The organism is Cryobacterium sp. M25, from assembly GCF_002929635.1.
GTDB classification, from domain to species: Bacteria; Actinomycetota; Actinomycetes; order Actinomycetales; family Microbacteriaceae; genus Cryobacterium; species Cryobacterium sandaracinum.
This window is the reverse complement of record NZ_PJJU01000037.1, coordinates 49,435-55,874: the sequence shown is the minus strand read 5'-3', so window position 1 is coordinate 55,874 and position 6,440 is coordinate 49,435. Positions and strand designations below refer to the sequence as shown.

Genomic DNA, 6,440 nt, shown 5'->3' with positions numbered 1-6,440 from the left:
GCCGCCCTGCGCCGCCCCGCGCCGCCCTGCGCCGCCCCGCGCCGCGCTGCGCCGCCCCGAACCAATTCGACGGAGATTTTGGGGAAAAAGCGGGTTTACGGGCTGTTTGGAATGGTTGTGGGCAAAATCTCCGTCGAATTCGTTCGGGCTGCGCGGTGGAGTACGGGGTGGCGGGTGGGGTGACGCACGGGTGACGCACGGGGTCGCGCACGGAGTCGCGGGTGGATGCAGAGCGCACCCGTGCGGCTGCAGATCCGGCGGGTGTTGTGGCCAACTCAGGAGATCCGTCCGGCCGGGACGGACATCCGCACCGGTTCCGCACTGGTCCGTGGGAGCCGGGCAATGCGGGCGACGGATGTCCTGAGTTGGCCACACGCGCAGGCTCGGCCGGGCCTGACCCGCGACGGGTGTCCTGCGTTGGCCACCCGCGCAGGCTCGGCCGGGCCTGACCCGCGGCGGAGCCCGGGATCCCCACACCCGCGAAACCCCCTGGCCGTCAGGTACACGCAGCTAGACGGGCTCCCCCGCGGTCTCGGCCGCCGGGATGCTCTGGCCGGGGACGGCATCCTCGCGGCGCGACTCCGCGTGTGGCGCGGTGCCGGACAGCCGCAGCGTCGCCAGGAAGCCGAGCACGAGGAACCCGGCTGCGGCGTACGCCGAGTAGCGGGTGCCGTCGCTGAACGCCTCGCGGGCGGCATCCGCCAGCTCGGGGCTCCGCTCTTCGAACGACGGGATCACCGAGCCCGCACTGTCGACGACCGCGTCGACGATCTGACTCCGGGTCTCGGCAGTCAGCCCGGGCACCTCGGCCAGCTTCGCATCGAGCGACGTACCGACCGCAGTGAACAGCACGGTGCCCAGCACCGCGATGCCGAGCGCCGAGCCGATCTGCCGGGCGGTGCTGGACGTGCCGGAGCCCTGGCCGCTCTGCGCCACCGGCACATCCTTGAGCACGACGCCGGTGAGCTGGGCGGTGGCCAGCCCCACGCCGATGCCGTAGACGAACAGGAACGGCACCACGACGAGCCAGGTGGACTCGGCCGTGATGACCAGGCCGAGGCCGGCGACGCCGATGATCTCGGCGACGATCCCGAACCGCACGATCGTCTCGGGTGAGATCTTGTTGCCGAACGCCCCGGACACCCCGCTGTCCACGAACGAACCCAGCGCGAGGGCGAGCAGCACGAATCCGGTCTGCAGGGCGTCGTAGCCGAGCACATTCTGCAGCCAGAGCGGCAGTGACAGGATGATGCCGAACTCACCGAGGGAGACGATCATGGCCGCGATGTTGCCGTTGCGGAACGACGGGATCGAGAACAGGGAGAAGGCGAGCAGGGTGGTCTTGCCGGCCCGCTGGCGGTAGAGCCCCCAGTAGATGAAGGCCACGCCGGACACGACGGTGATCAGGAACACGAATGGAATGATCGACAGCGAGTACGGCCAGGTCCAGTCTCCCGCAACCGGCGCTTTGTCGGTGAGCCACCAGCCGTAGGTGCGTCCCTCGATCAGCCCGAAGACGAGCGACGCGCTGGTGATCACCGAGAGCACGGCGCCGACGACGTCGATGCGGCGCGGCTCGCCGGCATCCTTCGATTCGAGCACGAAGACGAGTACGCCGATGACAATGACGATGCCCAGTGGCACGTTGATGCCGAATGCCCAGCGCCAGGAGAAGGAGGTGGTGAGCCAGCCGCCGAGCAGGGGGCCGACGGCCACCATGCCGCCGATGGTCGAGCCCCAGATCGCGAACGCGATGCCTCGGTCACGGCCGCGGAACGTGGCGTTGATGATCGAGAGCGTGGTGGGCAGCACCATCGCACCGCCGACGCCCTGGATCAGCCGACCCAGGATCAGGAGTTCGCCCGTCTGCGCGAGCGCCGCGAAGACGGATGATGTGGCGAAGACGATTACGCCGAGAATCAGGATGCGCCGTCGACCGAACCGGTCGGCAAGCGTTCCGAACACCAGCAGCAGGGCCGCGAAGACCAGGGTGTAGCTCTCCTGCACCCACTGCACCTGGGTCGAGGTGATCGCCAGGTCGTCGACGATCGAGGGGATGGCCACGTTGATGATTGTGGAATCGACGATGATCAGGGCGACGGCGACGCTGATGAAGACGAGACCGGCCCAGCGCCGGCGCGCCGAGGTGACGCCCGCCGGGGTGACGGGCAGGGTGGCCGGATCGCTCACGCGGTGACCGATCGGGACGTGGCGGACCTGGAGGTGCGCACGCGCACGGTGATGGTGACGATCAGGATGGCGGCCACGGCGACGATCGCCGCGATCGCCGTGGGAGTGGAGAGCAGGGTGCCGGCCAGCCGGGCCACGGCCACCCAGGCCAGGCCCCAGCACAGAGACGCGGCCGGGGCGAGACGGCCGTGACCGTAGATCGCGAGGAACACGCCGACCAGCCCGGCGACGGCGATGACCAGCACCGCCCACAGGTCCGCGCTGAGGCCGAAGCCTTCGAAGCCGGAGGCGACGAGCACCGCGGTGACGTTGGCGGCGGTGGCGATGGCCACCCAGCCGAGGTACAGGCCCACGGTACCGTCGGCGACGATCGTCTCAATCAGGTTTTTGGGCCGGGTGCGGAGCGTGAGCTGGAACGCCCGGATCAGCACGACCAGCAGAAGCACGATCACGGGCACACTGAGCCAGAGCAGGTCGAACTGGATGCTCAGGATCCAGGCGGCGTTCAGCACGAGCGACGCGGCGATCGGGTAGCCCAGGGCGCGTTGGCGGTCATCCGATTTCTGCGCCGGCAGGAGCTGCCACAGGGCGTAGGCGATGAGGCCGAGGTAGATCGCGGTCCAGATGCCGAAGGCCGGCCCGTCGGGGGCGATCGGGGTGGCGTCGGCGGCGAGCGCACCGCCTGACGCGTTCTGGATCGGGGTTCCGCCGACGGCGCCGGACCCGATGAACGATCCGACGACGGCCAGGATCGCGCTCGCCAGCACCACCGTTTGACGCAGTGGATCGCTGCTCTTATTCATCTCGGTCTCCCAACAATCAGCCAGCTTAATAGTCGACGGTTTCATCCTGACCTCTTCCGCCCCCTGGAGTATGCAAAACTGCCGCATGCGCATCAACGGGGTGCACCACATCGCCATTATCGCCAGCGACTACGACGTGTCCAAGGCCTTCTACCTCGACGTTCTCGGCTGCACGCTCGAAGCGGAATACTTCCGGGCCGCGCGCCGGTCGTGGATGGGCAAGCTTGCCCTGAACGGCCACTACCTGATCGAACTGTTCTCTTTTCCCGACACCCCGCCCCGGAAGAGCGGCCCGGAAGCGCTCGGACTGCGCCACCTCGCGTTCGAGGTCGACGACGTACCGGCCGCGCGCGACGAGCTGATCGGCAAGCACGTCGAGGTTGAGGAACTGAGGGTGGACCCGAACACCGACAAAGCGATGTTCTTCTTCCGCGACCCCGACGGGCTGCCGCTGGAAATCTACGAGCGCTGAGTCCGGACGCTATTGCTCCGGGCTGCTACTGCTCGGTCACCAGGTGGAAGACCACTCCGTCATCCTGCACGGACACGCGCAGGCGGTCGAGACCGGAGACCACCAGGTCGGCCTCCAGGTCGGCGGCCCGATGGGTGCCGACGACGCCGATCGTGGCGCAGCCGGCGGCGCGGGCGGCGGCAAGGCCGGCTGGGGCATCCTCGACCACGACGCAGCGGGCCGGGTCGACGCCGAGGCGTTCGGCCGCCAGCAGGAACGGCTCGGGGAACGGCTTGCCGCGGCTGGTGTCGTCGATGGTCACCACCGTGAGCGGTGCGGGGAAGCCGGCGGCGTCCAGGCGCACCAGGCACAGCTGCCGGGCACAGGACGTGACGATCGCCCGGCGGGCCTCGGGGATGCTCGCCATGAGTTCCGCCGCGCCGGCCAAAATCCTGACGCCATCCGTGTCGGCCAGTTCGAACTCGGTCAGCCGGGTGACGGATGTCTCGACCAGCTCCTCCGCCACCAGGGTCGCGATCATCTGACGCGCCGGCACCCCGTGCTCGGGGCCGGTGAACGACGGGCCGAGGCCGACCTCGGCACCCCAGCGCAGCCAGGACCGGGTGACCGCCTGAGTGGAGTCGACCAGGGTGCCGTCCATGTCGAAGAGCACCGCCTGGAAGACCTGCCCCTGCAGGGCCTCCTCCCGGGAGGTTTCGAGCGGGGCGATTCCGGGCTGCGTCATTGTGGTTCCATTCGTCTCTGGGCTGGTACCCCTCAAGTCTGCGCCCTCACGGAACTACGCTATGACTCATGACCACTCCTCCCCGCGCGGTGCAGAAGCCGCAGCAGCGCAGTTTCCATGACGACGTGTTCACCGACAACTACGAGTGGCTGCGCGACAAGGACAGCCCCGAGGTGATCGCGCACCTCGAAGCCGAGAACACCTTCACGGATGCCCGCACCGCCCACCTGGCGCTGCTGCAGGAGCAGGTCTTCGAGGAGATCAGGGGCCGCACCCAGGAGACCGACCTCAGCGTTCCGGTGCGACAGGGCCACTGGTGGTACTACACCCGCACGGTGGAGGGGAAGGAATACGGCATCCACTGCCGTGCGCCGATCTCCGCGCCGGACGACTGGACCCCGCCGGTGCTTCCCGAGCAGATCCCCGAACAGACCAGCGGGCAGGCGAGCGGGACCGCCGGTCTCCCGGGCGAGCAGATCGTGCTCGACGACAACGCCGAGGCGGCCGGCCATGAATTCTACTCGCTCGGCAGCACCGACGTGAGCGGCGACGAGAACCGGCTGCTCTACGCCGTCGACACCGAGGGCGACGAGCGGTACACCCTGCGCGTGCGCGACATCGCGACCGGCGAGAACCTCGCGGACGAGATCCCGAACACCGGCGAGGGGGCACTGTTCGACCCGAGCGGCCGCTACATCTTCTATACGACCGTGGACGACGCCTGGCGGCCCGACACCGTGTGGCGACACGAGGTGGGAACCGCGGCCGCCGCCGACGTGTCGGTCTTCCACGAACCCGACGAGCGCTTCTGGGTGGGCATCGGCCTCACCCGCAGCCGCAGGTTCCTGCTGATCGAGGCCGGCTCGAGCGTGACCACCGAGACCCGGCTGCTCGACGCCGCCGACCCGACCGGCGAGTTCGCCCTGGTCTGGCCGCGGCTGGACGGCGTCGAGTACGACGTGGAGCACGCCGTGCTGGGCGGCGAGGACCGCCTGCTGATCGTGCACAACCACCACGCGGTCAACTTCGAGCTGGTCAGTGTCTCCGTCGCCGACCCGCGGGGTGAGAAACGGATTCTACTGCCCCACGATACGGCCGTGCGCCTCGAGAGCGTCGACGCATTCCGCGACTTCGTGGTGGCCGAATACCGGCGGGACGGACTCACCCGCGTTGCCGTGAGCGCCGAGGCAGCCGACGAGGAACTCGATTTCGTCGAGCTCGGCTTCGAGGAACCGCTGTATTCCGTGGGCACGTCGGCCAATCCCGAGTGGGACACGCCGACCATCCGTCTCGGTTACACCAGCTTCGTCACGCCGTCGACGGTCTACGACCACGTGGTCGCCACCGGCGAGCGCCGGCTGCGGAAGCAGCAGCCCGTGCTCGGCCGCTACGACCCGACCCTGTTCGAGCAGCGCCGCGAGTGGGCTACCGCCGCCGACGGCACGCGCATCCCGATCTCCCTCGTCTACCGGCGTGACCTCGTCGCTCCGGGAACTCCCGCCCCGACCCTGCTCTACGGCTACGGCTCCTACGAGATCAGCATCGACCCGTCGTTCAGCATCGCCCGGCTCAGCCTGCTCGACCGCGGCATGATCTTCGCGATCGCCCACGTGCGCGGCGGCGGCGAGCTGGGTCGACTCTGGTACGAGAACGGCAAGAAGCTGCACAAGCGCAACAGCTTCACGGACTTCATCGACAGCGCCCGGCACCTGATCGACCAGGGCTACACCAGTCCCGACCGGCTCGTCGCCGAGGGCCGCAGCGCCGGCGGCCTGCTGATGGGCGCCGTGGCGAACCTGGCCCCGGAACTGTTCGCGGGCATCCTCGCCGGGGTGCCGTTCGTGGACGCGCTGACGTCGATCCTGGACCCGTCGCTGCCGCTGACCGTGATCGAGTGGGACGAGTGGGGCGACCCGCTGCACGACCCTGAGGTGTACGCCTATATGCGCGGCTACTCCCCCGTGGAGAACGTGCGCGACACGCACTACCCGCGGATACTCGCCGTGACCAGTCTCAACGACACCCGAGTGCTCTACGTCGAGCCGGCCAAGTGGGTGGCCCGGCTGCGCGAGGTGGGAGCGGATGTTCTGCTGAAGACCGAGATGTCGGCCGGCCATGGTGGGGTGTCCGGCCGGTACAGCCGGTGGCGTGAGACGGCGTTCGACTTCGCCTGGATCATCGATGCCGCCAGGGCGCATCCGTCGAGGGAAGCGGCGGTCACCGCGGTAGTTGTGTGAGCCTCAGCAGTTTT

Annotated in this window: 5 protein-coding genes; 2 read left to right on the top strand and 3 right to left on the bottom strand. The window is 68.8% G+C overall.

The genetic code is table 11. From position 1 onward, the window contains the following. Positions 1-510: 510 nt before the first annotated feature. Positions 511-2,190, bottom strand: a complete 1,680-nt coding sequence (locus CXY81_RS03555) for an MFS transporter (protein ID WP_233193962.1) — start codon at positions 2,188-2,190, stop codon at positions 511-513. Continuing rightward, positions 2,187-2,993, bottom strand: coding sequence for a tryptophan-rich sensory protein (locus tag CXY81_RS03550; protein WP_104193990.1), 807 nt, complete (start codon positions 2,991-2,993; stop codon positions 2,187-2,189). The genes CXY81_RS03555 and CXY81_RS03550 overlap by 4 nt, the downstream gene beginning before the upstream one ends. Positions 2,994-3,078: 85 nt before the next feature. On the opposite strand from CXY81_RS03550, the gene CXY81_RS03545 reads away from it, so the two are divergent. Next, positions 3,079-3,465 carry a VOC family protein gene (locus CXY81_RS03545; protein WP_104193989.1) on the top strand — a complete coding sequence of 129 codons (387 nt, stop codon included), beginning with the start codon at positions 3,079-3,081 and terminating at the stop codon, positions 3,463-3,465. Positions 3,466-3,490: 25 nt separating this feature from the next. On the opposite strand, the gene CXY81_RS03540 is transcribed toward CXY81_RS03545, so the two are convergent. After that, on the bottom strand, positions 3,491-4,189 hold the full coding sequence (locus tag CXY81_RS03540) for an HAD-IA family hydrolase (protein ID WP_104099248.1): 699 nt from the start codon (positions 4,187-4,189) through the stop codon (positions 3,491-3,493). Positions 4,190-4,257: 68 nt separating this feature from the next. Between CXY81_RS03540 and CXY81_RS03535 the strand changes: the two genes are divergently transcribed. Then, on the top strand, positions 4,258-6,426 hold the full coding sequence (locus CXY81_RS03535; RefSeq protein ID WP_104193988.1) for a S9 family peptidase: 2,169 nt from the start codon (positions 4,258-4,260) through the stop codon (positions 6,424-6,426). Positions 6,427-6,440: the final 14 nt, after the last annotated feature.